This window comes from Thermomonas alba (assembly GCF_022419205.1).
GTDB lineage: Bacteria > Pseudomonadota > Gammaproteobacteria > Xanthomonadales > Xanthomonadaceae > Thermomonas > Thermomonas alba.
Map to the genome: position 1 here is coordinate 1 of NZ_JAJOZU010000025.1, position 367 is coordinate 367.

Here is a 367-nt window from a genome sequence, read left to right on the forward strand (position 1 = left end):
GCCACCGTGCTTCGGTGGGCAGATGGTCTTCACCCAATCAGGCGAAGCCGCATATTGTCGCTGGCTTCTGTGCGCCTGTCAACCCCCAGTCTTGTCCAACGAGGTATGGGCCTGAACGAGGCGTTGTGATTCCAACGAGGTGTGAGCCTGAAGGGGCGATCTGGGTCGATCATTTTTCACATGGTGATCGACATGAACGACTCTGCCCTGGGCACCATCGCCCAACTGCGCGCCTTCCTCGAGGGCACGCTGTCCGTGTCCTTTGCGCCCCTTGCCGATGACGATGCGCGCTACGCCCACATCGCCAGCGTGGTGCGCCGCTTCGGCTACGCCCGCCTGTCCAAGCCCGACAAGGGCGTGGTGCGGC